Source organism: Thermogutta terrifontis (assembly GCF_002277955.1).
GTDB lineage: Bacteria > Planctomycetota > Planctomycetia > Pirellulales > Thermoguttaceae > Thermogutta > Thermogutta terrifontis.
Genome location: NZ_CP018477.1, coordinates 1170806 through 1196776 on the forward strand (window position 1 = coordinate 1170806; position 25971 = coordinate 1196776).

Here is a 25971-nt window from a genome sequence, read left to right on the forward strand (position 1 = left end):
TGACAGAACGTGTCTCATAGGCAGGGTAAATCAGGAGGTGTGGTGAGGTCACAACACGATGGGGAATTTAATGGAAAGCATTGAAGGGCCTCGGCGTGCCGCTCGCGATTGCGAGATCCGTGCCGTGGAGAAAAAGCAGTTGAATTATGAAGTACGGATTTATTCAAGTTATTAACGATCTTGAAAATCGGTTGTACCGGCGGCTGTCACTGGCGGCTGTTGGCCGGGCAGGGCTCGTCGTCTGCGTAGCTGTCATAGTGTTATGCGGGATGGATTATGTTCTGCGAATAAATGATAAGGGGCTGCGTGTCATCATCACTGGGGTGACGGGGCTGGTCATAGTTGCTAGTTATTTTAGATTTATTCATCCTGTTTTCCGCCTGCGGATTAATGGTGTGATGGTCGCGCGTTGGCTGGAGCAGGTGGACGAGCGGTGGCGGGGGCGTCTGGCTGCGGCCTGGGAGTTCGCTCACCTCCCCGGTGATGATCCACGATGGGGTTCGCCAGAATTACGATCCCGCCTGATGAGTGAAGTAGAGACTTATTCCACGGAAATTAGCTCTCTCTGCCGTCGTTTAAAGGGGCCAGGTTTGGTCGCCTTCTATTTGTGGTTAGTGACATTAGGCGGGATTGGTTGTGGTCTGATCGTTCAGCCGGTGGTGTTTGCCACGGCACTTATTCGACTGTTCAATCCATTTTCTGATCTCACGTGGCCACAGAGAACATATCTCAAAGTCCTCAACTATCCGGAGGTCGTCTCCCGGGGAGGGCAGTTTGTGATAGAAGTGGCCACAGAACGTGGGCTGACGCCCGAAGATGTGTGGATTGCATTTCGCGACGCCGAAGGTACCGAGCGAGCGGCTGTCATCCGGTTCCCCATGGTGCGTCGAGGCAATCGCTTTTATTTTCAGCGCGACCAGGTGCGATCGGATTTTGAGTTTCGGATCTGGGGTGGGGATGATTCCTCGCACCCGTGGCGGCTTGTGCGAGTCGTTGAGCCACCGCGTTTGACTTCACTGGCGGTGGAGTTGGAACCGCCGGCCTACACCGGTTGGAAAGCGGAGGTGAGTGATGGGCCGATCCGAGCCGTGGCCGGTACGCGAGTCAGTCTGCGTGGCATGGCAGATCGGGCGTTGCGACGGGTGTGGATCGTGCAGGAGCCAGGCGGAAAGTTGGCTGCTGAACTTGCCGATGATCGTCGCACCTTCCGGTTTCCTCCTAGATCCAGCACGGCCCAATCTCAGATCATCGAGTGGAAGCTAGAAACTTCGGGCCGGTACAGCGTTCATCTCCAAGCCGAAGATGGCACGCTGTCGGTCGGTGACCCCGAATGGGAGATTCGCGTTATTCCTGACCTTCCCCCGGTCGTGGCAGTGCAACCACAGGTGCCTTTTCTGCTGGCGACACGGGCTGGCCGGTTGCCTTTGCGAATTTCTGCCAGAGATGACCTGGCGCTGAAACGGGTGACGATCGACCTCCGCAACGACTCGTGGCATCACAGCGTGGCGGTACTCGAAGGGCCGGAACCCTCTCCCAAGCCCCGAGGAAGAATGTCCGACGTGGAATCCTGGGGGGAGATCATCGATCGCGATTTGTGGCTGGATCTGGCACAAATGGAAGGAATATCAGAAGGGACGCTGACGGCCACGGCCGTTGCCGAGGATTATCATCAGCAAACATCCTCAAGTAGTCCGCTCACTATTGAGGTAGTTACTCAGGATATATTCAGGGATCGTATGCTCACGGAGTGTGAGAAACTCTATGATCGGATAAGCGATATCTACAATATTCAGTCTCGTATCAATCAAGAGTGGCGCGATTTATGGGCATCTGTTATCAAGAATAACGATATTCGTCAGAATTTTGGCGAACGCATCTATGCGCTTGACCTTCTGCAAACGCAGGTGTGCCAGGATATTGGCAATCAGCCGAATGGAGTGTTGCCGCGGTTACGGGGGATTATAATCCTGCTTCGTAGTAATTATTCCGATCTGGGCGAATGGTCAGGCCTTGTGGAAGCAGAAAACCGACTTCGTACAAGTTTTGAAAAAGAGGCAATTTCCCTGCAGGCCGACTGTGGGACTGTTGCCCGATGGGCGCAGCAAATGAGTGGTAAGCAGGATGCCGGTGCGAGTGTGGCGAATGACATAGAACGAATAAGAAACGTTGCAGAGAAAGTTAAGCAGGAGCAGATAGGCTGGCAAAACGCGCTGCAGGACGTTCTCGAACTATTGGCCAGGTTTAAAGGGCGAAATTCGTTGCGGAGACAGTTGGAAGTCATACTGCTGAGACAAAAAGCACTCAATGAGAATACTCAAAAAGTGGGTGGTGAGACCGTGGGCAAGTCGCTGCAGGAACTGCCGCTGGACGCGCGCCAACGGTTGGAAGAACTGGCTCGCGAGGAAAGTTTTGTCGCCGCGGATCTGGAGACGCTGCTGGCTCGGTTCAGTCGAAACAACGGCGCATCACTTCAAAAGACTGAGACCGGCGGGGAAGATAAGAGGGCAGATCAAAATGGAGCGGCGGGAGGGGAGGAGTTGACATCGGCCCATGAAATGGTGGTTACACCCGAAGACAGTGTGGTCGCGCGGGCGGTGGCTTTGGCGGTTCAGAGCGGACTCGTGGGATTGGTACGCGATTCGGCCGAGGCGATCGGGCAAAACCGGGTCAGCGAGGCGGTCGAATATCAAAAAAGGGTGATCACTATCTTAGAAGAGATGCTCAAGATTCTGCAGGGGAATAAAGATGAGCAGCACATAAATATTGAAAGGTGGCAGGAATTGGCTCAGGCAATTGAAGGATTGAAGGACGGTCAGCGCTTACTGGTTGAGGAATTCGAGCGGCGGTGGCAGGAGATTGCCCAGCCAGACGGAGAGGCGGAGTTTGCCGAGAGACAGGCAAAGGTTCTTTCTGCAATGGAAGAGCTCATCCAGCAAATTCCTTCGCCGGAGGGAGATTCTCTCCGCAATATGCTCGCGAAAGGAGCAAGAGAGATGAAAGCCGCACAGGAGGCGGCTTCGGCCAGGGATCGAAAAAGCTCCCTGGAGCACGGAAGGAATGCGCTGACGGAGTTGGACCGGGCGCTTCGAGAGTTAAGCGAACGGCGATTATCCGAGGCTGCCGAGGGAGCTTCCCGGCTGCTTGCCGAGCAGGCTCAGAAACTGGCTGAGGCGATTACGCGACAGGCGCAGCTTTTGGAAAAGACCAGAATTATGGACGAGGAAAAGACGCGAGCCACAACGCCCGAGCAACGTTCTGTGTGGCAGAAAGAAGTCAGTCGTCTAGCACGTGACCAGGAGGCATTACAATCGCAAATAAGAGAGTGGAAAGAAAAACTTCCCGGTTGGGCGGTGTGGGAATCAGTATTGGGAGAAGTGGAAGCGGCGATGGGGACAGCAAGTGAACGCCTTCAGGCCGGCGACACCGGCGAGTTGACCCAGGCCGTTCAGCGAGAGGCGATGGAGTCGCTCAACACACTGGCGGAAGGGATACGGTTTGAAGGCAGGACCATGGAAAATCAGGATGGAGGGCCCGGTTCCGGTGCGATGGCTCCCGATTCAGAGAATCCTGGCGGGTCGCTTTCCTGGGAGGTTGTTCTTCAATTACAAACACTGCGAGCGTTGCAGGATTCCATCCGCCAGCGAACCGACCGGATAGCGCAGGAAATTGAGCAACGTGGGAGTTCTGCCGCAGTCGGTTATATTCTAGATAAACTGAGTAATGAACAAGCCCGCGTCGTCCAACTGATGCAACGACTGAAAGAACAGATGACCGAGCAGATGTCCACGCCGGATGGGACGTTTGGTCAGCCAATTGGTCCTCAAGAGAATCGTCCCGTGCTGAAGCCGGAAAGTCCATCATCTCGGCCAGGCCAGCCGGGCACAGTCGACGATCTGTTAAAGCCATAATAAATTTTGCATGGTTATTGAAGCACTTTTGCGGATTTGAACTATGTTGAGAATACATAAAAGTCGATATAGTAATTGCACAGCGATTTGTATTATATCACTGGTTTTGCTGGCTGCGATTGATCAGACGGCGTATACTCAGGAGGTTTTGAAGCGAAACTCGTCGCCGAATCAAAGTCAGCTCGAGGGATTGCAGGAGGACAACCGCCGTGGTCTGGGGGCCCAGTGGATGAATGAAGCGGATGTGATGTCACACATTCTAGCCCTGGCGAGCGAAGCCGCGCAACGCCTGCAAAAGCGTGATGTAAGCCTATCAACGCGTGAACTGCAACGACAGATTGTGGCAGAGCTGGACAAGCTTCTGGCTTCTGCCGGGGCTGCGTCAGCGCAGCCGAATGCACAGCCCATGCCTGCTCCGGCGTCGCCCTCGCAGCAGGCAGCGACGGAGCGTCAGGAAACCGCCGCGGAGAAGCCAGGGACGGCCCGGGCCGGCGCACAGCGGCGTGACCGCTCTATCGGGGAGGGGACGACGGACGATTGGCGATCAAATTTGGAAGCTATTTGGGGACGTCTCCCACCTCGCGAGCGACCGCCGCTCACGCAGCAGACCTTTGAAACCTTTATCCCCAAGTATCGTGCCCTGATAGAATCGTATTACAGAGAACTATCTCGGGCACAGAAATCCACGGTTATTCCAGGCCAACCTCCGGGGACCAGCGATCGGATGGAGTGAACGAGTATGATATTGCATGAAGTCCGAAGCGATCAACTGTATCGTACAGAGCTAGCGTGCTGAGAATGGGAAATAATCGCTGGGATAAAAAGGATTCTACGTGGGATGATCCAACATGCAACGTTCTACCACGAGTATTGAGTGGAGCATCAGTGCCACTGGCGGTCCTGCAAAGCAGTCGAAAACGGCCGTGTGGGGGTTGCGGTTAAATATTGGATTGCTGTTCTGGGCGTTACTTGCGGGGAGCAACCTGAGAGGTTTTCCGAGTACGGCCTGGGGGGAGACCATAGGAAGGGTGGACTGGCTCACCCCGGATGCCGAGAAGAGTATTGAAAAAGGTCTGGCTTACCTCGCTGGTCATCAACATCCGGATGGTTCGTTCGGATCTGGGGCTTATCGGGGCAATGTGGCGGTGACTTCGCTTGCGGGAATGGCTTTTCTGGCGGAGGGAAGTCTGCCCGGCCGGGGACGGTTTGGCAAAGAACTCAGCCGAGCGCTGGATTATGTACTGGGGCAATGCCGAGAGAATGGTCTGATTCTCAATGTCGGAGCAGCCAGTCGCGGGCCGATGTACGAGCATGGGTTCGCCACGTTGTTTCTGGCGGAATGCTGGGGATCGGTCTCCCGCCCCGATCTTAAGGACAAGCTGACACGGGCTGTGCGGTTAATTGTGAACACGCAAAATGACGAAGGTGGGTGGCGGTATCAACCTCAGAAACTGGACGCGGATATTTCTGTAACGGTGTGTCAGATCATGGCCCTGCGAGCCGCCAGAAACGCAGGTATCTATGTTCCCAAGAATACCGTGGAGCGCTGCGTGGCTTATGTGCGACGGTGCCAGAATCCAGATGGTGGCTTCCGTTATATGAGCGTACCGGGAGAAAGCGCTTTCGCAAGGTCCGCTGCGGCGCTGGTCGCGTTATTCAGTGCTGGGATTTATGAGGGAGAAGAGATAGATCGTGGTATTAACTATCTGTTGCGCTTTGTTCCGGAACCCGGTGTTATCAGACAGGAACCGTACTACTATTATGGTCACTATTATTGTGTACAAGCTATGTGGCAGAAGGGAGGAGCCGCCTGGCACCGGTATTTCCCTGCGATTCGGGATGACCTCGTGGCGCGGCAGCAACCTGACGGTTCGTGGAGCGACCCGATCTCACCCGAGCTCGGAACCGCCATGGCCCTTCTGGTGCTGCAACTTCCCTACCAGTATTTACCTATTTTTGAGCGATGACTGGCAGCGAGGCTTCGGCATCCGAAGGGTTTACACAGGACGGCACGTGCAGTCAATAATATGTGTTCCATAGAAAAGGAAAACGGCTTACGATCCCTGCGAATGTGTCATCTGGAGCAATATGTATACAGAATTTAAACATGTGCTTTTTTTAAATAAAAACCATCGCCTTCTCCGAAGGTGGTCTCGATTGCTTTGCCCGCTTTTGTGGTGTGTTCTTTGGTGGCACGCGCTTCTGGCTACAGGTCTGTGTGAAGAAGGGAAGAGTTATCCGGTGGCGCGGCTGCTCAGCGGAGAAAACAGGCAAGGCGTGTTGGTCGGCTGGGAGCAAGGCCAATTACTCTTTCGTGCTGGAGATAGCCTGTGGAAGTGCCCAATTGAGGAACTGGTTTACTGGGGAGAACTCTCGGATGTCCAGGGCCCAAGCTGTCTCTTCTTGCAAGATGGGTCAGCGCTGGCCGGTCGGTTGACCGCCGTCACAACAGACGAGTTAGGCTGGGTCCATCCCGAACTGGGGGAACTTCGCCTTCCCCGAGTTGTATGCGCCGGGGTAGTTCTGAAGAATCCGCGGGACCCGACCTTGAAGGATCGATTGATGGGCACCCTGCTGGAAGAGGGGGAGGGCGTGCTTTTTCTAAATGGTGATCAACTGGCCGGAGAACTAAGGAACTGGGCGGGCGGCGAAACTCTGACAGTCAGCAGTGTTTTGGGGGAGCAATCCTTTCCGCTTGTCAATCTGAGAGCATTGCGGTTTCGTAAATCGGGAACAACCGCCGTTATTCCCGCGGCTCAGAGCGAGACACGCGTTTGGATTGGCCTGGAAGATGGCAGTCGGATTCTGATTCGCATTGACTCGCGGGGAGATGAAAAGCAGCATGATGCGGAAGCAGGCGGATCACGACCATCTCCGTATGGTGATCAGGTGCTGAGAGCAAGCTTGGCAGGAAAGATTGTGACTATTCCGTTAAAGGCCGTCTGTTTTGTACAGGTGCTCAATAAAAACATCGTCTATCTCTCGGATTTAGAACCGGATCGCTATTTGTTCGTCCCGTTTCTTGAGTATGTGAGGCCGTATTATCGGGATCGAAACAATCGAGGGGGGCTGTTGCGGGTGAATCGACGGGTGTACATCAAGGGTCTGGGAGTCTATAGTGCCAGTCGGCTCACTTATAGTTTGAAAAAGCAATTTGAGAGGTTTGAATCTGAGTTAGCGCTCGATGATCTATCACAGGGGGCAGGAAGTGTGGTCTTTCGCGTCCTTGTGGATGGACAGTCGCGAAGCGTCGTGGGGCCGGTTCGCGGCAACGAGAACCCCCGGCCGATCCAGGTGGATGTACGGGGAGCGGAACGAATCGATCTTGTAGTCGAATTTAGTGAGCGAGCTGACGAACTGGACTATGCGGATTGGCTGAACGCGCGACTCATCCGGTCGGTATCCAGCCAGCCGTAATTCACCCGCCGCAATTCAGGTGAGTGGTGGCATTCGGTCGAGTCACCTACCGGTGCCGGAATCTCAGGCGCCAAACTTGGCGAGTCGGCCTGCATGGGCGAGCGCGAGGGGCATGAGGTACATGGCCTCGAAGTGGCCCAGGCCCCCGTGGAGACACGCTCGTTCGCTGAATTCCGTGGCCCCATCCGGACGGCAGGTATCTGCCACCAGCAGCGTGGGCACAGGATGCCAACTATGGCTCTTCAACTTGGCCGGAGTGCTGTGATCGCCGGTGACGATGAGGACGTCGGGGCGAAGGGCCTCGACTCTGGGGATGACGGAGTCGAACTGCTCGATCATCTTGACTTTGGCGTCGAAATCACCATCTTCCCCCCGAGAATCCGTGTATTTGAAGTGAACGAAAAAGAAATCGTAGTCGGTTTCTTTCCAGGCCTTTTCTAGCACGTCTATCTCTTCATCGAGAGTGGAGGGCTGGCCCAGCAGATCCATTCCGACCAGGCTTGCCAGCCCCTTGTACATCGGATAGACGGCAATGGCGGCAGCTTTCAGGCCATAGGCTTCCCGATACGAGGGAAGGTCCGGGCGTTTGGAAAATCCGCGCATGGTCAGCCCATTGGCTTTGGGGTGCTGACCGATGATTTTTCGAGCCTCGGTGATGAACTGACGGGCGATTTGGGCGGTTCTCTGGCTGGGTTCGTCGTGGGCCTGAGGATCAAGCGGAGGGACGCCAACCTGTTGGGGATCGGTGTCGGCTACATTGGCTCCCAGACCCGGGGCCCGAAACACGACCACAAAACGGTGTTCTTTCACCGGTTCCACGAACACTTCCACCCCGGGGATACGGATGGCCTTGAGCTTTTGAACCAGGGCGGCGCTTTCTTCGGTAGGAATGCGGCCTGCCCGCCGATCGATAATCCGGCCTTCGCCGTCCAGGGTGCAGAAATTGCAACGGATAGCGATATCATCCGGGCCAACGGCAAAGCCGATGCCTGTGGCTTCCAGGACGCCACGACCGATCACGTATTTGAGTGGATCGTAACCGAAAAGCCCCAGATGTCCCGGGCCACTCCCAGGTGTGATTCCCGGCTTGATGGGCGTCATAAGTCCACAAACGCCCCGGCTCGCCAGGCGGTCGAGATTGGGTGTTTTGGCGGCTTCCAGCTCGGTTGGTCCGCCGGGCTGGAGGGGAAGACCGCCCAGTCCATCGGCCACCATGAGAATGATCCGGCCGCCTTTGTCCTCCTTAAGCTCCGCAACGACTTTTTGAATATCCATGTCGGCTACCTCGAATGTTCTTTTTGTCCAGTGAAATGGCAACGCCACAGGCCAGCACTTTGTCGCTTCCGAGATGAAACCTCTACAAACAGTTTTAACTACCACGTTTGACCGCCGTCCGCAAGGGGCTTGGCGTCTGGACCAGCCGCACTTTTGTGAAAACTACAAGATATCGCGGGCACAAGATGTGGTAGGGGCAATTCATGAATTGCCCCTACCGTTTAACCAGTAACGGGACCCGGCAGTGGGGGCGCGGCCGACGACATGGATCATCCAAACGTTGGGAATTGGCCCTGGCAAGGAGGTTCCTTTGAACCGAATTCCGCTCCCACACAAGCCCGTGTGGTGTTCGCGTTTCGATTGGCGGAGGAAAAGTGGCGATGTGTCTGGCTTGGCGGTTCTCCGCGAAGGGTTACAATCATGGGGGCAACTTGTGACATTGCCGAGCCGCTAACCGGCAAAATTTGTAAAGATGGCGTGAACTCGCAAATTGCAGACACTTGACGCCCTGCGAACAATTTTGAGTTCCTTTGGCAAGGCATGGCATAAAGGCCAGGTGGTGTGTTCATGTGCCATCTGTCCCGATCGGCCCGAGTGAATGAGGAGTGAATGTGATGAGACGTGCAAAGATCAGCATTATTGGAGCGGGGAATGTGGGAGCCACAACGGCTCACTGGTGTGCGGCGGCTGAGCTGGGCGACATCGTTCTGCTGGATATTCCCGAGGTGGGTGATATGCCGAAGGGAAAGGCCCTCGACCTGATGCAGGCCGGGCCAATTATGGGTTTCGATGCCAAGATCACGGGCACGAGCAATTACTGGGACACGGCGGACAGTGATGTGGTGGTGATTACTGCTGGCATTCCGCGAAAGCCGGGAATGAGCCGGGATGACTTGCTTGCCACCAATGCCAAAATTGTGGGGAGTGTGGCAGAGCAGGTCAAAAAGACAAGTCCAAACGCCATCGTGATTGTGGTCAGTAATCCACTCGACGCGATGGTTCAAAGAACGTGGCAGGTGACCGGGTTTCCGCCATATCGCGTGATGGGTCAGGCGGGTGTGCTCGACACGGCGCGGTTTCGCACTTTTGTGGCGATGGAGCTGGGTGTGAGCGTGGAGGACGTGTCCGCGATGCTCCTGGGCGGGCACGGGGATACAATGGTCCCGCTTGCCAGTTGCAGCTCGGTAAGCGGCATTCCGTTGACCCAGCTTCTGCCCAAAGAAAGGATCGATGCCATCGTGCAGCGGACGCGGGACGGCGGTGCTGAAATTGTGCAACTCCTTCAAAAAGGGAGTGCGTATTATGCCCCGGCGGCGGCCACGGCACAGATGATTGAGGCAATCATCAAGGATAAAAAGCGACTTTTGCCCTGTGCGGCCTATTGTGATCGTGAATACGGTGTAGGGGGCTACTACATCGGGGTGCCGGTGATTCTTGGCAAGGATGGAGTGGAGAAAATCATCGAACTTCAGCTCACGCCGGAAGAAAAGGCGGCCTTTGAAAAGAGTGTCCAGGCGGTCAAGAATCTGGTGGAGACGATGAACAGGCTCCTGCGGGGTTGATCGCAAGGGGTTGGGGGCCCTTTTGCGGCATCGTCGGGGTAATGCCGGCTCAAGAGGGAACGGCAATGCCCGTGGCGATCGAATTTTGTCTCTCCGTTGCTGACCGATGCCATGTTGGTGTTGTTAATAGCGCTACATTGGCGTCTCGGATAACGATGTGATGGGAAAGACGCGTTGACAGGGCGGCATCGCTGCGGTAAAACCCTTGTTTACTTACCGCGTGTGGGGATGCCGGGTCGGGCGAAAAACATCGTGGAGTACGTCACTTTGGGGGAGTTTTTGTTTTTCGCCAGACTCGGTGGGTTTGCCGTCGCGGGAGCACTGTCAGCCGGCAAAGCCAGCGGGGAAAGTTTTTCACGTCTTTGACGTTTTTGACGTTAGGGTAACTGCTGGCCCAATGGCTGATGGGGACTCTTTTTGGCACGCGAAACAGTGACTTCTTCAACCACCGGGAGTCTCGTGATGGAAGATCGCAACTCTTTCGCGGAGGGAATGTTTGCCGAAGGATCAACTCTGGCAGGCAGCGAACGCAAAGAGATCACCCGTCGACGTCACAGTTTACCTCGTGCGATTGTTGCGCCTCTTCATTACGAGCCCAACTATGAATATCCGCTCCTGGTGTGGCTTCACGGCACGACGGGAGATCACGAGAACGAACTCCTCCATGTCATGCCCCAAATCGATTTGCGGAATTATGTGGCCATTGCTCCACGAGGAGTTGAAGTGGGGGCAGATGATAAGGCGTGGGGCTGGCCGCAAACACCTGAAGGCATCGCTGAGGCGGAAGCAAGGGTGTTTGAGCTTATCGAGACGGCGGCCAAACGTTTTTGTATCGCCCGACGCAAGATTTTTCTGGTGGGACACAGCACGGGCGGGACGATGGCGCTGAGGCTCGCATGGCGTTGGCCGGAGGTTTTTGCGGGTGTGGTTTCCCTGGGTGGACCTGTACCGTGTGGGGAGAGACCACTAGCACGCTATCGCGAAGCGCGCCGCCTGCCGATTTTACTCGTTGTGGCGGGGGAAAGTCCGACGTATTCACCGGCATCTGCAGCGTGTGATCTTAAGCGGCTCCACATGGCGGGAATGAATGCGGTGTTGCGTCAGTATCCGGGATCGAGCGAACTGAGCCCGCTTGTTTTGGCGGATGTGAATCGTTGGCTCATGGAACTAGTCCTCACTTTGTAGCCTGCGCATGTTGGAGAGCTCGATGCCTGGCGCGTCGCGCCGGGTGCGAGCTTCGGTTCTCGCCTGGGCATTGAGCATCGCTTCTCACAGCCGCACGGTCGCAGACCCGCCCAATTGCACGGCTGACCAATTGGTCTAGACTCCATTCACGAAATTTGGTACAGCTTGGTGTCCCGGAGGTTGTGATGAATCGGTCGGAACAAGCAGGAGGATCTCCACTGCCGACGGAGGGGAGTTATGTCTCGACGTGAATGGAAGATGGCCGTAATCATCGGGCTGGTAGGATGTCTGGTTTCACTTGCGGGGATGGCATGGGCAGCGACTTCGGCACCTTCCAGCCAGCCGGCGAGTTCCTCTGGGCTGAGTCTCCCCAAGTTGCCCAACCCGTTTGCGGCAATCGGTCAGGGTTTGAAGAAGGTTGGTGACGGCTTGGCCTCGCTCGTTCCGCACAAATCGCCTCCGCCTCAGCGGTCACAGTTCTATCCTCCCGGAGCGGTCAAGAAGCAGGAAGAGAAAAAGTCGTTTTTCGACCGCCTTTTCAAACCGAAGGAACAGCCAAAGAAAATCGATTCGGTTTATGATTGGATGGGGCAGGAGCAGGTGTTGCCGTAGGGGACATTTTCGTCGTCGGATGGTTAGGGCCAGGAACCGGCCATGGATGGTATTTCCAAAGCAATGTGGCAAGTGATCCTTGTGCTTCTGGTTTGTCTGATAACGAGCTCATGGGGCGCTGGGTGTGCAGCCCTGCCGTCCGACGGAAAAGCCTTTACCGGGCGAACCGATACCCAATTTAAGCAGCGGGTGGCTTCCGATCCTTTTCCTACCGCCCAGCAGGCCGGGGTCCTCTAAGTGACAGTCCAGCCGGCGAACCGGTGGAGTGCCCATGCCTTTTTTACGCAATCGCACCATGAGAAAATTGGTGTGACGACTGGGTTTGTCCTGCCCGCCGTGGGAAAAGGGTGGGATTTTCGGGAAGCCCTTGCCCACGAGTGAGATTCACCGCGGAAGGACCTGCTTGTCAGCCCCGGATTCTGATATTTCACAGTGCCCTTCCCCAGTCGGGCTCCGTCTGCATGGTTCAATCTTGTTCAAATTGAGGGGCAATTCACAAGTTGTCCCCTACCGGGTATTGGGCCCTGGGCTTGTTGCAGATCCTACCGAAAAGCGGGACTGAGTCCAGGTGATGGCTTCCTGCGTCCCGTCTTTTCTGCCCGTTTTCCCGACCAACCGGCTCATTGGCCATGACCGTTTGCTGGTCGTCATCGTGTGTTCGCAAGCAGGCGGGCAAATTTATTGCTCTTTTCTGGCAGTGTAGCCAATAATAAAGGACAGAATTGGTAAAAAGCATGCCGTGCTGCCTACCGTTGCGGTTTCGATAAGCGATGCCTGACCGTCTGGTCCAAAAATTCGGTGGGTTTTTCATTCCGTTTGGAGTGTTGTTTCTCCTGCTTTGCGGGAATGCCCTGTATTTAGCGGGGATTTCCTGGACGGAGCGCGTGACGGGCTGGAGCCTTCAAAACTATGCTTATCAGTATGCTTTTCTACTCCACCTTGTGGGGGGATTTCTCTTTGTCGGGTTGTTTATCGCATTTGCGGTTAGCCACGTGCTCCCAAGGTGGCGGTGGCGCCGTAAGCGGGTGGGAATCTGGGGACTGGTCCTGCTTCTGGTGCTCACGGTCTTATGTTTGACCGGCGTTCTTCTCAGCCGAATCGGTCCGTTTGTCGTGAAAGCACCACTCCTGCGGAGTACCCTCTACTGGGCACATCTCGTCGCACCGCTGCTGGCCGTCGGGATTTACGTGGGCCACCGTTGGGCAGGCGGGGCTTTTTCCTGGCGAAGGCTCGTCCAAGGTGGGGTTGCCGCTCTGCTCATAGGGATGTTGTTCTTCGGATTTCACTGGTTTGATCCCCGCTTTTTGAGGACAAGGCGTCCTCAGGAAGGGACACGGTATTTTGAGCCGTCCCTAGCTCGGACGGCATCGGGAGGGTTCATCCCTGCCGGGGTACTGATGGACGAGCACTACTGCAAGGATTGCCATCCTGATGTCCACAAACAGTGGGCGGAGAGTGCGCACCGCTTCAGTTCCTTCAACAACCCCGTCTATCTGGCGTCGGTTCGGGAGACCCGGCAGTTTTCCTTGTCGCGGGAAGGAACAGTTCGGCGTGCCCGGTGGTGTGCCGGTTGTCACGATCCGGTGCCGTTTTTCTCTGGGGCATTTGACGATCCGAACTTCGACGACGTGCACGATCCGCTGGGGCAGGCCGGTCTGACCTGCACGAGCTGCCACGGCATCGTGGAAATCAACTCGGTGCGGGGAAACGCTGATTACGTGATCGAAGAGCCTCTCCATTACCCATTCGCGTTCAGTACCAATCCCGTTCTTCGGTGGATCAATCATCAGCTTATCCTGGCCAAGCCGGAATTTCACAAGCGGACGTTCCTCAAGCCGTTTCACCGCACAGCCGAGTTTTGCTCCGTGTGCCACAAGGTTCACATTCCAGAGGCCCTGAATGATTACAAGTTCTTGCGGGGCCAGAATCATTACGACTCATTTTTGCTCAGTGGGGTATCGGGTCATAGCGTGAGAAGTTTCTATTATCCCCCGGTGGCCAAAGAAAACTGTGCGGAATGTCATATGCCACCGGTGGCGTCGCAGGATTTCGGAGCGAAAACCTACGCGGGAGTAGCGGGATTGGCGGTTAAAAGTCATCTGTTTCCGGGGGCCAACACCGCGCTACCTTATTTGCGGGGACGGGACGATGTGGTGGCTGAACACCAGGCCTTTTTGAAAGACGTTCTGCGGATTGATCTGTTTGGCCTGCGTTGGGGAGCGACCGTGGACGGGCCGCAGGCCGCCCCCTTGCGACCTCGGGTGCCACTTCTTGTGCCGGGGCAACCGTATGTGCTGGAGGTTGTCGTGCGGAATCTGAAGACCGGCCACGCCTTCACCCAGGGGACAACGGATTCCAATGAAGTTTGGATCAATCTCCGGGTGGAAGTGAATGGCCAACTGATGGCGGAAAGCGGTGCACTGGACGCCAAAGGTGAGGTCGATCGGGACAGCTATTTCCTCAACGTGTTCATGCTCGATAGAAACGGAAATCGGATCGCACGGCGAAATCCCCAGGACATCTTCGTTCCGTTGTACGACCATCAGATTCCTCCCGGTGCCGCGGCCGTGGTGCACTATTTGTTGGATGTCCCCCGTGAGTGGGCGGGAAAGGAAATCCGTGTGGAGGCGAGGGTCCTTTACCGAAAATTCGACTGGGAGCTGATGCACTTCGTGGTGAGCCAGCGAAAACCGGATGAGCCGCCGATACGTGGCGAGACACCGCAGGGCTACATCAATACGTTACCCATCACAGAAATTTGCCGGGACGTGGTGACGTTGCCCGTTGCGGAGCAAGTCCCCGCGACGGAAGATGCCAAAAACAGCATCGCCTGGCAGGATTCCCGGGAACCGGCTCCGGCGGTGGCGGTTTGGGAACGCTGGAACGATTATGGAATCGGCCTGCTGTTAAAAGGCAAGTCTCAGTTGCGGCAGGCGCGGGAAGCCTTCGAAGAGGTGGAAAAGTTGGGGGTGGTTCATGGGCCGATCAACCTGGCCCGGGCCTATCAGGTAGAAGGGGAACTGGATGCGGCCACCGCGGCTTTACAACGGACAGCACGCTGGCCAGCGGACGAGGTACCGTGGTGGACCGTCAACTGGTTGAGCGCAGTCATTAACCGACAGCAAGGCCACATTAAAGAGGCGGCGGATACGTTGCGGCAGCTTGTCCTGCAGGAACCGCGGGGCGAACTTATCCGTCGCCGATTCGATTTTCGCTGGGATTACGAGGTGATTAACCTTCTCGGCGAAACGCTCTTCGACCTGGCGCGGCGCAATCGAAGTCCGGCGCAGCGTGAGCAAAGGGACGAGTTGCTGCGGGAGGCGGTGGGTGTATTCAAAAGGACCCTCGCGCTGGATCCTGAGAATGTCACCGCGCATTACAATCTGGCGCTCCTCTACCAGATGTTGGGCCAAAATGAGCTGGCCAGCGCTCATCGAGAGGCTCATCAACGTTACAAACCCGACGACAATGCACGCGATTTCGCGGTGGCCGCGGCCCGGGCCAGGTACCCCTGGGCAAATCGGGCGGCAGAGGCCGTGGCGGTTTATCGACTGAAATCGCCGCTGGAGCGAAAAACCAGCACCGCCGTGGCAGCCGCGATGAACGATTCTTCCCCCATGGAACGTGCCGGCGAAAAACAGCCGATTCCAGGAGGGAATCTGCCGTGAGGGTAGCCTTATTAGCCGGCCGGAAGATGCCGGTGTTTGCAACAGGTTGGGGAAGGCAAGGGGAGCATGGCGCTGATCCATCCCCACTTTTGCAAAGACCCCCTGAGACGGCATGGACGCAATTTGCTTCAGGGGCAATTCACGAATTGTCCCTACCGTCAGGTGCCGCCGGGTTGAATTCCACTCCCGCGCGAGCCCGCGTGAACGTCCACGTCCCCATCGGCGGAGAAAAGTGGGGATGCGTCAGGAGGATCGCGTGGCGGGATAAGTGGGTTGGTTTCCATCCCGACGATGGAGTGTGGTGCGTCAGGATTTATGGATCAAAAGCGACGAGCGCTGAAGAAACCACATAAGCAGCTAGCGGGTGAGCAATCTCCTGCAGAGCGATAGATGTTTGTTAAATATCTGTGGCTTATGGTCAATGATCAGGTAAATCGGAAACTATGGCGAAGTGTACCCTGGGTGAGCAGTGCGATGGCCGCTGGCGGCCTGGTGCTGGCCGTCGTGCTTTCTCTCTGGAACCCCTTCAGCAAGCCCCCGGAGACGAAACCGCTGGTGAGTATTCCTCAATTTCGTCCCGCGCCGCCCCGAGAACCACCGGTTGTCATCTTTCATGATGTGACGCAAAAGACCGGTGTGGATTACGTTCACGTAAGCGGGGCATACGGGGAAAAACTTCTACCGGAAACGATGGGTGGTGGATGTGCGGCCTTTGATTACGATAACGACGGACTTTGCGACATTTTATTCGTGAGTGGGATGCCTTGGCCCTGGAAACCGGTGCCATCGGCCTATCGGGGCAGCCTCCGCTTATATAAGAATCTGGGAAATTGGCGTTTTCGCGAGGCGACCGAGGAAGCAGGGTTAGGCGGTGTGCACATCTACGGAATGGGAGTGGCGGTTGGTGATGTGGACAATGATGGTTGGCCCGACCTTTTCATCAGTGCGGTGGGTTCAAACAGGTTCTACCGGAACAAAAAGGGACACTTCGTCGATGCGACCGAGGAAGCCGGTCTGGCGGGTACGGACGATGCCTGGAGCACAGCCGCCACTTTTTTCGACTACGATCGCGACGGCTATCTGGACCTGTTTGTGGGTAACTACGTCAAGTGGTCGCGGGAACTGGATCTCCAGCAGGGATTCCAACTGGTAGGACTAGGCCGGGCCTATGGTCCACCGCTCTCTTTCGGCGCGACTTTTCCCTATCTCTACCATAACCGGGGAGACGGAACCTTCGAGGATGTTTCCGCAAAGGCCGGGATGCACGTCAGGAATCCCGCAACGGGCGGCCCATTGGCGAAGACGCTCGGAGTGCGGGTCGTGGATGTTAATGACGACGGCTATCCTGACCTCGTGGTGGCCAACGATACGGTGCAGAACCTCCTTTTTCTGAATCAACGGGATGGGACTTTCGCCGAGATGGGGCTGGAAAAAGGGATTGCCTTCGATAGCGATGGTCGTGCGAGAGGGGCGATGGGGATCGACGCTGCCTTTTACCGCAATGATCCCTGTTTGGGAGTGGTCATCGGCAACTTTGCCAATGAGATGTCGGCCCTCTATGTGCTGGATCCTCAGGTGGCACTTTTCACTGACGAGGCCGTTGCGAGTGGAATCGGTCCGTTGACCCGACCCGATCTGACTTTTGCTACGTTCTTCTGGGATTACGACCTGGACGGGCGTCTCGACATCCTTTCGGTGAATGGGCACGTGGAGCCTGAGATTTCCCGCGTACAAAGCACGCAACATTTTGCCCAGCCGATGCGGCTCTTCTGGAATGCAGGGCCAGAGGCGGCAGAAGAGTTTATTCCGGTCACGGCCAGTCAGGTGGGCAAAGATTTTTTGGAACCCCTGGTGGGACGCGGCGCGGCGTACGCCGATTTCGATAACGACGGAGATCTCGACCTGGTGGTTACCCAAATTGACCGTCCCGCCAGGATTTTTGAAAACTCCCTGGCTTCCAAGCGTTTTTTGCGACTTCAGCTTGTTGGCACAAAGAGTAATCGTGAGGGCATCGGGGCGTGGGTGGAAGTGCATACGGAGAAAGCCGTTCTCCGCCGAGATGTCACTCGAACACGGGGGTATCTCTCGCAGGTGGAGCCGGTAGTTACGGTCGGCTTGAATGGATTGGGGAAGGTGGAGAAGATTTTGATCCTTTGGCCAAGCGGCGTCGTACAGACACTGTCCCACTGGCGCGAAAATGAACCTCTGACCGTTGAGGAACCTTCAGATTCCCAGTGAAGCACATCTCACAGATTGGTGAGACCGGTCCCCCCAAAGGGCTTGTTTGCCGGGTTCTGAAATCGTATAAATGACAGGTGGGGCAGCTTGGAATTCCGGCACGGACGAGAAGGGTGGGCCAGATTAGTCTGGCCTGATCCTGTTCTGCACAGTGTTGTTCCCGCCTCCCACTTCCATGGCTTGCCAAATTCCCTCCCTAATGGTCGCCCATTGTTACCTTCCCGCTTGTGGTCTCCGTTGCCTTAATATCAACCCCCGTTCTCGCGAGTTGTATGCCGTTAAACCCGGATTGCCGATGGTGAGTGGGTGGCTGCCGCTGATTCTCGTACTGGCCATAGTGTGGGGCGTGGTAACGGCGGCCGTGGCGGAGCAGCCCTCAGCCGCGCCACCTGTCCCGAATGTGCCCCGCCAGATTCATCCCTGGGGGAAGTTCGAAGTAGGGGCGTGGAAAGTGCTCCGCGCCACCACCGAGAGCATGGAGGATGGCGGACGAACGGTCAGCGTGACCGAGACCCGCTTCACCCTGACAGAAGTGACTGACACCTCGCTGGCCATTCGGGTGGAAGTGCTCGTGGAGATGGCGGGCAAACGTTTTCGGACGGAACCCCACGTGGTCCGCCAGGGATTTCATGGCGAACCCCTCGGCGGCGCATTGCAGGTCAGAGATCTGGGAAGTGCGGAACTCGCCATTGATGGACGCACGATTGAGTGCCGGGTCATGGAAGTCAATAACCTGGTTTCCACGGTGCGGACGGTCAGCAAAATCTGGTATTCCACAGTCGTCCCACCCTATGTGGTGAAAAAGGAAGCAACGGCTACGGATACCGCCACCGGCAGAATTCTTGAACAAGCCACCACAGAGATTACAGTGCTGGATGTTCCCTGTCGGGTAGGACGTCAATTGTTGAGCACTTCTCAGATGAAGACGGTGCAACGGTATGACCGCGGCACGGTGACGACATTGTCGCTGGTTTCGCCGGAAGTGCCGGGAGCAATCGTGTGTCAGACTTCGCGGGAGGTAGATCGTGAAGGCCGATTGGTACGCCGCACGACCGTGGAGCTTATTGACTATGGTTTGCAGCCGACCCTGCGGCATCCCGGCGGACTGCGCTGGCATTTCCTTCCCCGTCGAGTCTCTGAACTCCCTCCGGAATGGATCAGGCCGGGACTTCTCCCCGAGCTTCAGGGGCTGCAGTGGTCCACCACAGAAGACTCCTCTGACCGATGAATCGCCTTTTGGCTGATCCTTGCCATCCTGCTTCTCATCCCGGATACTAATACAATTCTCACCCTGAATGTCGTTTTGTGCTTTTCCGGAGAGCCTCGCGATGCAGAACCATCCCAAAGTAATCGGTCACGCCATCACTTTTGACGACGTCCTGTTGTTGCCAGCGTACAGTGATGTTGTGCCTGCTGAAGTGGATGTGAGCACCCGGCTGACAGCCCGCATCCGGTTGAGAATTCCGATTCTCAGCTCGCCGATGGACACCGTAACGGAAAGCGCGATGGCAATTGCCCTCGCCCAGGAAGGCGGTTTGGGCGTCATTCACAAGAATATGTCCATTGCCCGGCAAACAGCGGAAGTGGAAAAAGTTAAGCGGACGGCGAACGGAATTATCGATAATCCCGCCACGCTTCCCCCAACGGCTTCTGCCCGGCAAGCCCGGGAATTGATGGACCAGCTCAACGTTTCGGGAATTCCGATTGTTTTGCCTGACCGAAAACTCGTGGGCATCGTGACGCGACGAGACCTGCGGTTTCTGGGGAATCTCGATGTCTCCGTGGCTGAGGTGATGACGAAAGAGAATCTTGTAACGGCCACGGGGACTATAACGCTCAGCGAGGCTGAGAAGATTCTCATGGAAAAAAAGGTCGAGAAACTTTTGCTGGTTGACGAAGAATTTAGACTGACGGGGCTTATAACGATCAAGGATATCGATAACCAGCGGCGGTTCCCCAATGCCTGCAAGGACGAGTTGGGACGCCTTCGGGTGGGGGCAGCCATCGGCGTCCACGATTACGAGCGGGCGGAAAAGTTGATCGAAAAAGGAGTAGATGTCATCTGCGTGGACAGCGCGCACGGACATTCCGCCAACGTCATCGAAACGGTGCGAGAATTGAAACGCCAGTGGCGGAACCGCGACGTGGATATCATCGCGGGAAACGTGGCAACCTACGAAGGGGCGAAAGCTCTGATCGAGGCGGGGGCCGACGCAGTTAAAGTGGGGATTGGACCGGGATCAATTTGCACCACCCGCGTGGTCACCGGCGTGGGGGTGCCCCAGATTTCGGCGATCATGGCGGCCGTGGAAGCGGCCAAGGAAACCGGAACCCCCATCATCGCCGACGGAGGAATTCGGTATTCGGGCGACATTACAAAGGCCATCGCGGCGGGTGCGCACGCGGTGATGCTCGGTGGTTTGCTGGCCGGATTGGATGAAAGCCCCGGGCAACGCATCCTGTATCGCGGACGCGTGTACAAGGCATACCGGGGAATGGGGTCCCTCGGGGCGATGATTCAAGGTTCCAGCGAGCGCTACCGCCAAGGAGAGCAGCATCAGCCGGAAAAGCTGGTACCAGAAGGGGTGGAGGGGAGAGTGCCATATCGTGGGCCACTAGGGCCCTTTGTCTATCAGCTTGTGGGTGGACTGAAGGCCGGAATGGGGTACTGCGGGGCCCGAAACATCGAGGAGCTGCGGGAAAAAGCCCGTTTCATTCAGGTGACGGTGGCAGGGGTGAGGGAGAGCCATCCTCATGACATCACCATCACGCAGGAGTCACCCAATTACTCCGTGGACTACGAGAGTGAAGAATCCTGAGGTTTGCCGGGCATGGAGGCCTCCGATGACTGCCCGTTCTGCGTTACGTCTGCTGCTCGTCGTACCTGCATTTCTGGGAATTGCCGTTGCGGGCGTTTCGCCATCGGGTTGTTTTGCTGGTGAATGGCGGAACTCTCGGCCGGTTTATGTGAGCAACCCCACCCGTGGTGAGAACGAACCGGGGCAGAATGCAACGTCAACGGCAGTCTCGAAAGTGGTGGAGTTACGGTGGCTTCCCCCCGATCGGGGCATGCCCTCGTCGGGCCCTACCGATGACCGCGAAGTGAACAAGGCTTTTTCTCCAGAAGAGGGGCGAAGTCACCTCGCGAAGGACGCGACGGATTCCGGCACACAAACCGATCGGGCTCTGGCGGTTGCTCTGGAAGTTCCGGTGATCGGGGATGCTGAACCGACGGATGATCCGCTGGCAGACCCGTTTGGTGATCGGCAAGGCTCTCAATCGGCCAAAACTCCCGCCAACGTCGCCGGGCAGGTCGCACAGGTTCAACCGCCTCGACCGCTGCAAACTCCGGCGGAATTGATTCCCCCGCCGTTGCCGGCAGGAGGTAATCAGCCGGAATCGCGCTCCCAGAATCCGTCCCAGAGTAGTGGCGAAACGGGACGAACGCCCGCCCCTGCCGCGCCGCCGGGTCAGCTCTTGGAGACCCTGCCTCAGGGACCGACCGATCAGCGTCCGATGGAAGAACAGCTTGCGCAGGTGCCGGGCGTGGGCAAAGACGAATGTCCGCCGCCCGATCGGCTTCGGAAAATCACGGAGATCACCAACAATATTGCCCCTCAACCGGGAAAGTTCCCCGTCGAATGTCCACTTCAGGGCGGTGAGTTTGTGGAGAGAAACTGGCAGCCGATCGTCTTCACCTGGACGGCCTCTGCCCTGTGCCACAAACCCCTGTACTTTGAGCAGGTGGCCGTGGAACGCTACGGCCATAACCTGGGACCGATCGTCCAGCCCTTCGCGTCAGCGGCGCACTTCTTCCTGACGGTTCCCATGCTGCCGTATAAAATGGGGCTGAATCCCCCGAATGAGTGCATCTATCCACTCGGGTACTACCGGCCTGGGAGTTGTGCGCCGTGGATTCTCGATCCTTTCCCGCTCAGTGTGAGAGCGGCACTGGCTGAAGGTGGCTACTGGACAGCCCTTGCTTTCGCGATACCGTAGCAGCCTGTGTCGGGCGGAGATCGGGCTCAGCTACGTGGAAGCGGGCTAATTCTAACTAATTCTGATCAAAGAGGTTGCAATTTCCGCCGCAGCAGCCGGGCGGCGCGCCACACGGCGGAGTGCTTTCAGCGGAAGAGCCGCCCATGCTGATTGAGATGGCAGGTTTACTCAATTGCTTCAGCACATCCGTGGTGCCACACTGGGGACACCGTGGCTGTTCGTTGTTCCGAATGAGAAGTTCGAAGTGAGCGCCGCATTTCTCGCAGGTGTACTCGTAGATGGGCATCGCTTCTAAACCCTCCCAAAGACATCAGACTCTGTGAAATTGCCATCCATTTTGGAATTGCTGTCGTTCAGCCTTCGCCAGTAGTCAAAAGACACGCTCCTTCCAGCGGATTCAACGCCATTATAACGGCTGATGGCCCTATTTGGGTCCAACCGCAAGGCGGTAAACCGCCTTAGGAAAACGTGCAGGGCGGTGTTGGGGCGGCAGTCCCCTCGGGGGACGGCCGGAGTGCCCGGTTCCCTTACAGGGTAGCATTCTTGTTACGATGCGCCATGACTACGATAGGTGACACGGCTAATCCTGATCCGATCTATCAATCGACGTCTCCAAATACATCGTCTTCGCCGTCATCTAATTGATTCGCCGGGGTCTGATGACCCGCAGGCCGGGTCAAAATGAGGTGATTTCCTGAAACGTGGATTTCCACTCCCCCGGGGAAGTGCTGGCAACTGGTCGGACTCCCTTGACGAACCAGATCTGCCAGTTGAACGAGGTGCTGGCGAGTCAATTTGCGGAGTGGCCATCGTTGCTGTCGCCAGAGTTCGAGGACCATCTGTTGCACCAAAAACGGATGCCGGCAGGTGAGAGTATCCCTTCGGATAACAACTTCCGTGGGGGATTGTGATACCAAACAGGCGGAGATAGCATCATTGACGGCGGTTTCCAGAAAGGCCCAGGCCTCCTGCGCATTGAGCCCCACGCGGAGAACGCCCTTTACGGCGGCCGGGTGAACGCCGCGGACGGCTTCGGGAAGGATCACGTGGCGAATGCAGTTACGGGCAAAATCTGTGGATTCGTTGGTCCTGTCGGAGCGGTAATTCCAGTTGTGGTCGCGCAGATATTGAAGCAACTCTTCACGATGGATGCCGAGAAGAGGGCGGACAAGCGCGGCGGGACCAAACGGCCGGGAACGCGGAATACCGCACAGGCCGCGCAATCCGGTGCCCCGGAAGACGCGGTACAGAATTGTCTCCGCCTGATCGTTGGCAGTGTGGCCGGTTAGGACGTACCGGGCGCCAACATGTTCTGCCGCTTCTCGCAGGGCGTGATAACGCGAGCGACGGGCAGCCGCTTCCAAGCCCAGGCCGGGGGTGTCTTCTGCTTTGACGGGACATACAAAAAGGCGAAACGCCACCCCTGTCTCACGCGCGAGTTCCTCGCAAAAACGGGCATCTTCCTCTGATTCTGCACCTCGTAACTGATGATTGACATGGACCAGGACGAGGGGACCGGCTGTCGAGGGGTGTGTTCGACGGACAAGATGGAAAAGCGCAACACTATCCGAGCCGCCGGAGACCGCGATCACAATGGGCCAGCTCGCACGGCGCTCGGCGGGAAAGGCTTCCAGAAATTTTTTCTCAAGCGGATGAAGGGACATGGGAAATTCTGCGGTGATGATTGCGTTTACAGAAAATTGACAGCAGGTTGGAACTGGAGTTGCGGAGTGGCCGAACCTCGTATATGATATCAATGAGTTAAAAGAGCGGTCACAGCCCCGAAGAGGGGTGGGTGAATTGCTCCAGGAGTGGATGGTAAAAGCAGATCGTCGTAAACCTAGACGGGATGCGAAGGCCTTAGATTTCCTGAGGGTGAGCAAAGGCCGAGAAGACGCCATCCTCTGGGATTTCCCCTGGAGGAATCAGTTGAGTAACCTTTGACCGGAGTTCCGGTCGTGCAGCGACCGGGGCTTTTTGACGCACAGGTTATGGTCGGTATTCTCCTGCTGGTAGTCGTCGTCATTGCGTGGATCGCCTGGGAAGTCCAGGTGGGCGGTGCGGGAGTGTTGCCTGGCGGACGGGCCGCGCAACTCGGTGCTTGCCCAACTCGGATTCTACCGCACTGCGAAGTTCCCGGCTTGCTTCCCGTGAAGGAAGAACAGCGGGTCTCGGATTCGCAGCGCCAGGCACAATCTGCTCCCAGCGCCATCGATTCGGCTGTATGGCGAACGGGCGTACTTTATGACGAAGGCGAGTTGAGTCACAGATGGGCTGTTCCTCCGCTGGGGTCAGCCGGGAGTGGAGTGGCTCGTCTGCGAATTCAGACAGGACCGGCCGGGCAGTCTTCTCGCCTTTTCTCTGTGTGGTTCCTTCGGTGCAGGAAAGAGGGACCCGGCTGCATGCCTTGTGCAGGACTGGGGAAATTTCTCTTGAGTTTTGCTCTTCCTGCCCTCAAGTAAGGTTTCGCCACCTCGCTCGGAGTCTCAGGTGATCAAGGCCCTCGCCCCGAAAGAAAGTGAGGGCGTTGGCCGTGTTCGAACCAAACCAGCTTATCTTTCTGGCAGTCGTTTGTGTCCTTGTAGCGGGGTTGACGTTCACTGTCACCAAATTAATCGATTATCTGCGGCGCAAAGACGCTGAGTCTGAGGCCAAGCGGATTGTCGAGCAGGCCCAGCGAGAGGCGGAGGATCTCAAGCGGCGGACGGAGCTGGAACTCAAGGAGCGGGATCTTCAGGAGCGGGCGGCGCGGGAAGCGGAATTTCAGAAAATCCGCGAAGAACTCCATCAACGAGAGCGGGCCCTCGAGAAGCGGGAAGATGCCGTCGAGGAGCAGGCCGCCCAGCTTCGCCGTCAGGAACAAATCGTGGAGACCACGCAGCGCCGCCTCACAGAGCGGTTGGAGGAGGTCAACCGGCGCAAAGAGGAGCTTCAGAAGTTGCTTGATCTGCAAAGGCAGGTCCTCCATGAGGTGAGCGGCCTGAGCCGGGAAGAGGCCACCAAGCGACTCCTTGAGCTTCTCGAATCGCAACTCCAGCAAGAAGTGGGTGCGCTCGTTCTCAAATACGAGCAAAAGTTGCACGAGATGTGTCAACAGAAAAGCCGAGATATTCTTCTGACGGCCATCCAGCGCTACGCGGCGGCCCACACTGCGGAGACGACAACCAGCACGGTCGATATTCCCAACGATGAGATGAAGGGGCGGATTATCGGTCGGGAGGGCCGCAACATTCGTACATTCGAAAAGCTCACAGGCGTGGATGTCATCATCGATGACACCCCCGGTGTGGTGATTGTCAGCGCATTCGACGCTGTTCGGCGGGAAATTGCACGAATTGCCCTCAATAAACTGATTGCGGATGGACGGATTCATCCCTCCCGAATCGAGGAAGTGGTGGCAGAGACCCAGCAAGAGATGGACGAGTTCATTCGCCAGATGGGGCAGGCGGCGTGTCAGGAAGTCGATATTCGTGGGCTCCATGAGCGTCTTATTTACATGTTAGGAAGGCTCCACTTCCGCACGAGTTACAGCCAGAATGTGCTTCGCCACTCCATCGAGGTTGCTTTCCTCGCCGGGATGATTGCGGACGAGCTCGGTCTTGACGGAGCCCTGGCCCGGCGGTGCGGTTTGCTGCACGACATTGGCAAGGCCGCGGACCATGAGGCGGAAGGTGGACATCCGAAAATCGGTGCGGATCTTCTCCGCCGCTATGGCGAACCGCCGGAAGTCATCCATGCTGCAGCGGCCCACCATGAGGATTTGCGGGTGGAAAATCCTTACACCGTCATTGTGGCGGCGGCGGATGCCTGCAGCGCTTCCCGACCGGGAGCCCGTCGAGAAACGCTGGAACGCTACATCAAACGCATGGAAGAGCTGGAGAGCATCGCATCGAGCTTCCCGGGCGTGGAGCAGGCCTACGCCATTCAGGCTGGGCGAGAGCTCCGTGTCATGGTGAATGCGAAGGAAACCACGGACGAAATTGCGGCGAAAATCTGCCGGGACATTGCCCGGGCCTTCGAGGAAAGACTCAATTACCCCGGGGAGATCAAAGTCACGGTACTTCGGGAAACTCGCTGTACAGAAATCGCGCGTTGAGAATAGGGCCG

17 protein-coding genes are annotated in these 25971 nt (G+C 56.8%); 14 read left to right on the forward strand and 3 right to left on the reverse strand.

The window, feature by feature from the left end; all coding sequences use genetic code 11:
• Nucleotides 1-146 precede the first annotated feature (146 nt).
• The 4 genes from THTE_RS04380 (at nt 147) to THTE_RS04395 (ending at nt 7325) form a co-directional block, all read left to right on the forward strand.
• Entirely contained in the window at nt 147-3908 is a 3762-nt protein-coding gene (locus tag THTE_RS04380; protein ID WP_095414289.1) for a DUF4175 family protein, read from the forward strand.
• Between the two features lie 148 nt (nt 3909-4056).
• A complete protein-coding gene (locus THTE_RS04385; RefSeq protein ID WP_157731734.1) occupies nt 4057-4641 on the forward strand; it encodes a hypothetical protein in 585 nt (194 codons plus the stop codon).
• Nucleotides 4642-4756: 115 nt separating this feature from the next.
• Nucleotides 4757-5875, forward strand: a complete 1119-nt coding sequence (locus THTE_RS04390) for a prenyltransferase/squalene oxidase repeat-containing protein (RefSeq protein ID WP_095414291.1) — start codon at nt 4757-4759, stop codon at nt 5873-5875.
• A 274-nt stretch (nt 5876-6149) separates the two neighbouring features.
• Nucleotides 6150-7325, forward strand: coding sequence for an NPCBM/NEW2 domain-containing protein (locus THTE_RS04395; RefSeq protein ID WP_157731736.1), 1176 nt, complete (start codon nt 6150-6152; stop codon nt 7323-7325).
• A gap of 63 nt (nt 7326-7388) precedes the next feature.
• Here the strand turns inward: THTE_RS04395 and THTE_RS04400 are convergent, their stop codons facing one another.
• A complete protein-coding gene (locus THTE_RS04400) occupies nt 7389-8600 on the reverse strand; it encodes a 2,3-bisphosphoglycerate-independent phosphoglycerate mutase (RefSeq protein WP_095414293.1) in 1212 nt (403 codons plus the stop codon).
• A gap of 614 nt (nt 8601-9214) precedes the next feature.
• Here THTE_RS04400 and mdh point away from each other — a divergent pair.
• The 8 genes from mdh to THTE_RS04445 all read left to right on the forward strand — a co-directional run bounded on the left by mdh (nt 9215) and on the right by THTE_RS04445 (nt 21864).
• A complete protein-coding gene (gene mdh / locus THTE_RS04405; protein WP_207651780.1) occupies nt 9215-10162 on the forward strand; it encodes a malate dehydrogenase in 948 nt (315 codons plus the stop codon).
• Nucleotides 10163-10624: 462 nt separating this feature from the next.
• Nucleotides 10625-11347 carry an alpha/beta hydrolase gene (locus THTE_RS04410; protein WP_095414295.1) on the forward strand — a complete coding sequence of 241 codons (723 nt, stop codon included), beginning with the start codon at nt 10625-10627 and terminating at the stop codon, nt 11345-11347.
• A 237-nt stretch (nt 11348-11584) separates the two neighbouring features.
• Complete coding sequence (locus tag THTE_RS04415; RefSeq protein ID WP_095414296.1) at nt 11585-11959, forward strand: hypothetical protein; 375 nt, start codon at nt 11585-11587, stop codon at nt 11957-11959.
• A 770-nt stretch (nt 11960-12729) separates the two neighbouring features.
• A complete protein-coding gene (locus THTE_RS04425) occupies nt 12730-15627 on the forward strand; it encodes a multiheme c-type cytochrome (protein ID WP_095414298.1) in 2898 nt (965 codons plus the stop codon).
• 390 nt (nt 15628-16017) lie between these two features.
• Nucleotides 16018-17865 (forward strand): CRTAC1 family protein, encoded by a 1848-nt coding sequence (locus THTE_RS04430; protein ID WP_095414299.1) that lies wholly within the window; start codon nt 16018-16020, stop codon nt 17863-17865.
• Between the two features lie 295 nt (nt 17866-18160).
• Nucleotides 18161-19093 carry a hypothetical protein gene (locus THTE_RS04435; protein ID WP_095414300.1) on the forward strand — a complete coding sequence of 311 codons (933 nt, stop codon included), beginning with the start codon at nt 18161-18163 and terminating at the stop codon, nt 19091-19093.
• 100 nt (nt 19094-19193) lie between these two features.
• Complete coding sequence (guaB, locus tag THTE_RS04440) at nt 19194-20684, forward strand: IMP dehydrogenase (protein WP_095414301.1); 1491 nt, start codon at nt 19194-19196, stop codon at nt 20682-20684.
• A 25-nt stretch (nt 20685-20709) separates the two neighbouring features.
• Nucleotides 20710-21864, forward strand: coding sequence for a hypothetical protein (locus tag THTE_RS04445; protein WP_095414302.1), 1155 nt, complete (start codon nt 20710-20712; stop codon nt 21862-21864).
• A 55-nt stretch (nt 21865-21919) separates the two neighbouring features.
• Here THTE_RS04445 and THTE_RS04450 read toward each other — a convergent pair whose 3' ends face one another.
• Nucleotides 21920-22150, reverse strand: a complete 231-nt coding sequence (locus THTE_RS04450; RefSeq protein WP_095414303.1) for an FmdB family zinc ribbon protein — start codon at nt 22148-22150, stop codon at nt 21920-21922.
• 313 nt (nt 22151-22463) lie between these two features.
• Nucleotides 22464-23528, reverse strand: coding sequence for a tRNA lysidine(34) synthetase TilS (gene tilS, locus THTE_RS04455; protein WP_157731739.1), 1065 nt, complete (start codon nt 23526-23528; stop codon nt 22464-22466).
• 294 nt (nt 23529-23822) lie between these two features.
• Between tilS and THTE_RS04460 the strand changes: the two genes are divergently transcribed.
• Together THTE_RS04460 and rny are read left to right on the forward strand one after the other, a co-directional pair.
• On the forward strand, nt 23823-24326 hold the full coding sequence (locus THTE_RS04460) for a hypothetical protein (RefSeq protein WP_095414305.1): 504 nt from the start codon (nt 23823-23825) through the stop codon (nt 24324-24326).
• A 65-nt stretch (nt 24327-24391) separates the two neighbouring features.
• On the forward strand, nt 24392-25960 hold the full coding sequence (gene rny, locus THTE_RS04465) for a ribonuclease Y (RefSeq protein WP_420823854.1): 1569 nt from the start codon (nt 24392-24394) through the stop codon (nt 25958-25960).
• Nucleotides 25961-25971 lie beyond the last annotated feature (11 nt).

Excerpts from the sequence above, each read along its gene's own strand:
- THTE_RS04430 (WP_095414299.1), top strand. The coding sequence starts at position 16,018 with ATGTTTGTTAAATATCTGTGGCTTATGGTCAATGATCAGGTAAATCGG.
- THTE_RS04400 (WP_095414293.1), bottom strand. The coding sequence starts at position 8,600 with ATGGATATTCAAAAAGTCGTTGCGGAGCTTAAGGAGGACAAAGGCGGC.
- THTE_RS04415 (WP_095414296.1), top strand. The coding sequence starts at position 11,585 with ATGTCTCGACGTGAATGGAAGATGGCCGTAATCATCGGGCTGGTAGGA.
- tilS (WP_157731739.1), bottom strand. The coding sequence starts at position 23,528 with ATGTCCCTTCATCCGCTTGAGAAAAAATTTCTGGAAGCCTTTCCCGCC.
- THTE_RS04445 (WP_095414302.1), top strand. The coding sequence starts at position 20,710 with ATGACTGCCCGTTCTGCGTTACGTCTGCTGCTCGTCGTACCTGCATTT.
- THTE_RS04425 (WP_095414298.1), top strand. The coding sequence starts at position 12,730 with ATGCCTGACCGTCTGGTCCAAAAATTCGGTGGGTTTTTCATTCCGTTT.
- guaB (WP_095414301.1), top strand. The coding sequence starts at position 19,194 with ATGCAGAACCATCCCAAAGTAATCGGTCACGCCATCACTTTTGACGAC.
- mdh (WP_207651780.1), top strand. The coding sequence starts at position 9,215 with ATGAGACGTGCAAAGATCAGCATTATTGGAGCGGGGAATGTGGGAGCC.
- THTE_RS04410 (WP_095414295.1), top strand. The coding sequence starts at position 10,625 with ATGGAAGATCGCAACTCTTTCGCGGAGGGAATGTTTGCCGAAGGATCA.
- THTE_RS04390 (WP_095414291.1), top strand. The coding sequence starts at position 4,757 with ATGCAACGTTCTACCACGAGTATTGAGTGGAGCATCAGTGCCACTGGC.
- THTE_RS04435 (WP_095414300.1), top strand. The coding sequence starts at position 18,161 with ATGGTGAGTGGGTGGCTGCCGCTGATTCTCGTACTGGCCATAGTGTGG.
- THTE_RS04450 (WP_095414303.1), bottom strand. The coding sequence starts at position 22,150 with ATGCCCATCTACGAGTACACCTGCGAGAAATGCGGCGCTCACTTCGAA.
- THTE_RS04380 (WP_095414289.1), top strand. The coding sequence starts at position 147 with ATGAAGTACGGATTTATTCAAGTTATTAACGATCTTGAAAATCGGTTG.